Origin of the sequence: Pseudomonas sp. 30_B, from assembly GCF_017491605.1 — a bacterium.
Classification (GTDB): Bacteria; Pseudomonadota; Gammaproteobacteria; order Pseudomonadales; family Pseudomonadaceae; genus Pseudomonas.
This window is the reverse complement of the sequence record NZ_JAFGYY010000203.1, coordinates 1-507: the sequence shown is the minus strand read 5'-3', so window position 1 is coordinate 507 and position 507 is coordinate 1. Positions and strand designations below refer to the sequence as shown.

1 protein-coding gene is annotated in these 507 nt (G+C 60.7%); it reads right to left on the bottom strand.

Going from position 1 to position 507, the window contains the following annotated elements; translation table 11 throughout:
- The coding region (tssC, locus tag J5M67_RS27945) for a type VI secretion system contractile sheath large subunit (protein WP_207888613.1) at positions 1–507 on the bottom strand (507 nt) is incomplete at both ends.

The window sequence follows — 507 nt, the reverse complement described above, 5'->3', positions numbered from 1 at the left end:
TTGGTCTCCTGCGACGAGTTCGCCGGGTCGGCGTCGACATAGTTCATGATCCATTCGTTGAGCCACTGCTGCATGTCTTCGCGCTCCTTGAACGAACCGATCTTGTCGCGCACGATGCACTTCAGGTAATGCGCGAAGCGCGAGCACGCGAACAGGTACGGCAGGCGGGCGGACAGGTTCGCGTTCGCGGTGGCGTCCGGGTCGTAGTACTCGGCCGGCTTCTGCAGCGATTGCGCTCCGATGAATGCCGCGTAGTCGGTGTTCTTTCGATGGATCAGCGGAATGAAGCCGTTCTTCGCGAGCTCCGCTTCGCGGCGATCGGAAATCGCGATTTCGGTCGGACACTTCATGTCGATGCCGCCGTCGTCCGTCGGGAACGTATGGCAAGGCAGGTTCTCGACGACGCCGCCGCTTTCCACACCGCGAATCAGCGTGCACCAGCCGTAATGCTTGAACGAGCGATTGATGTTGACCGCCATCGCATACGCGGCATTCGCCCACACGTAC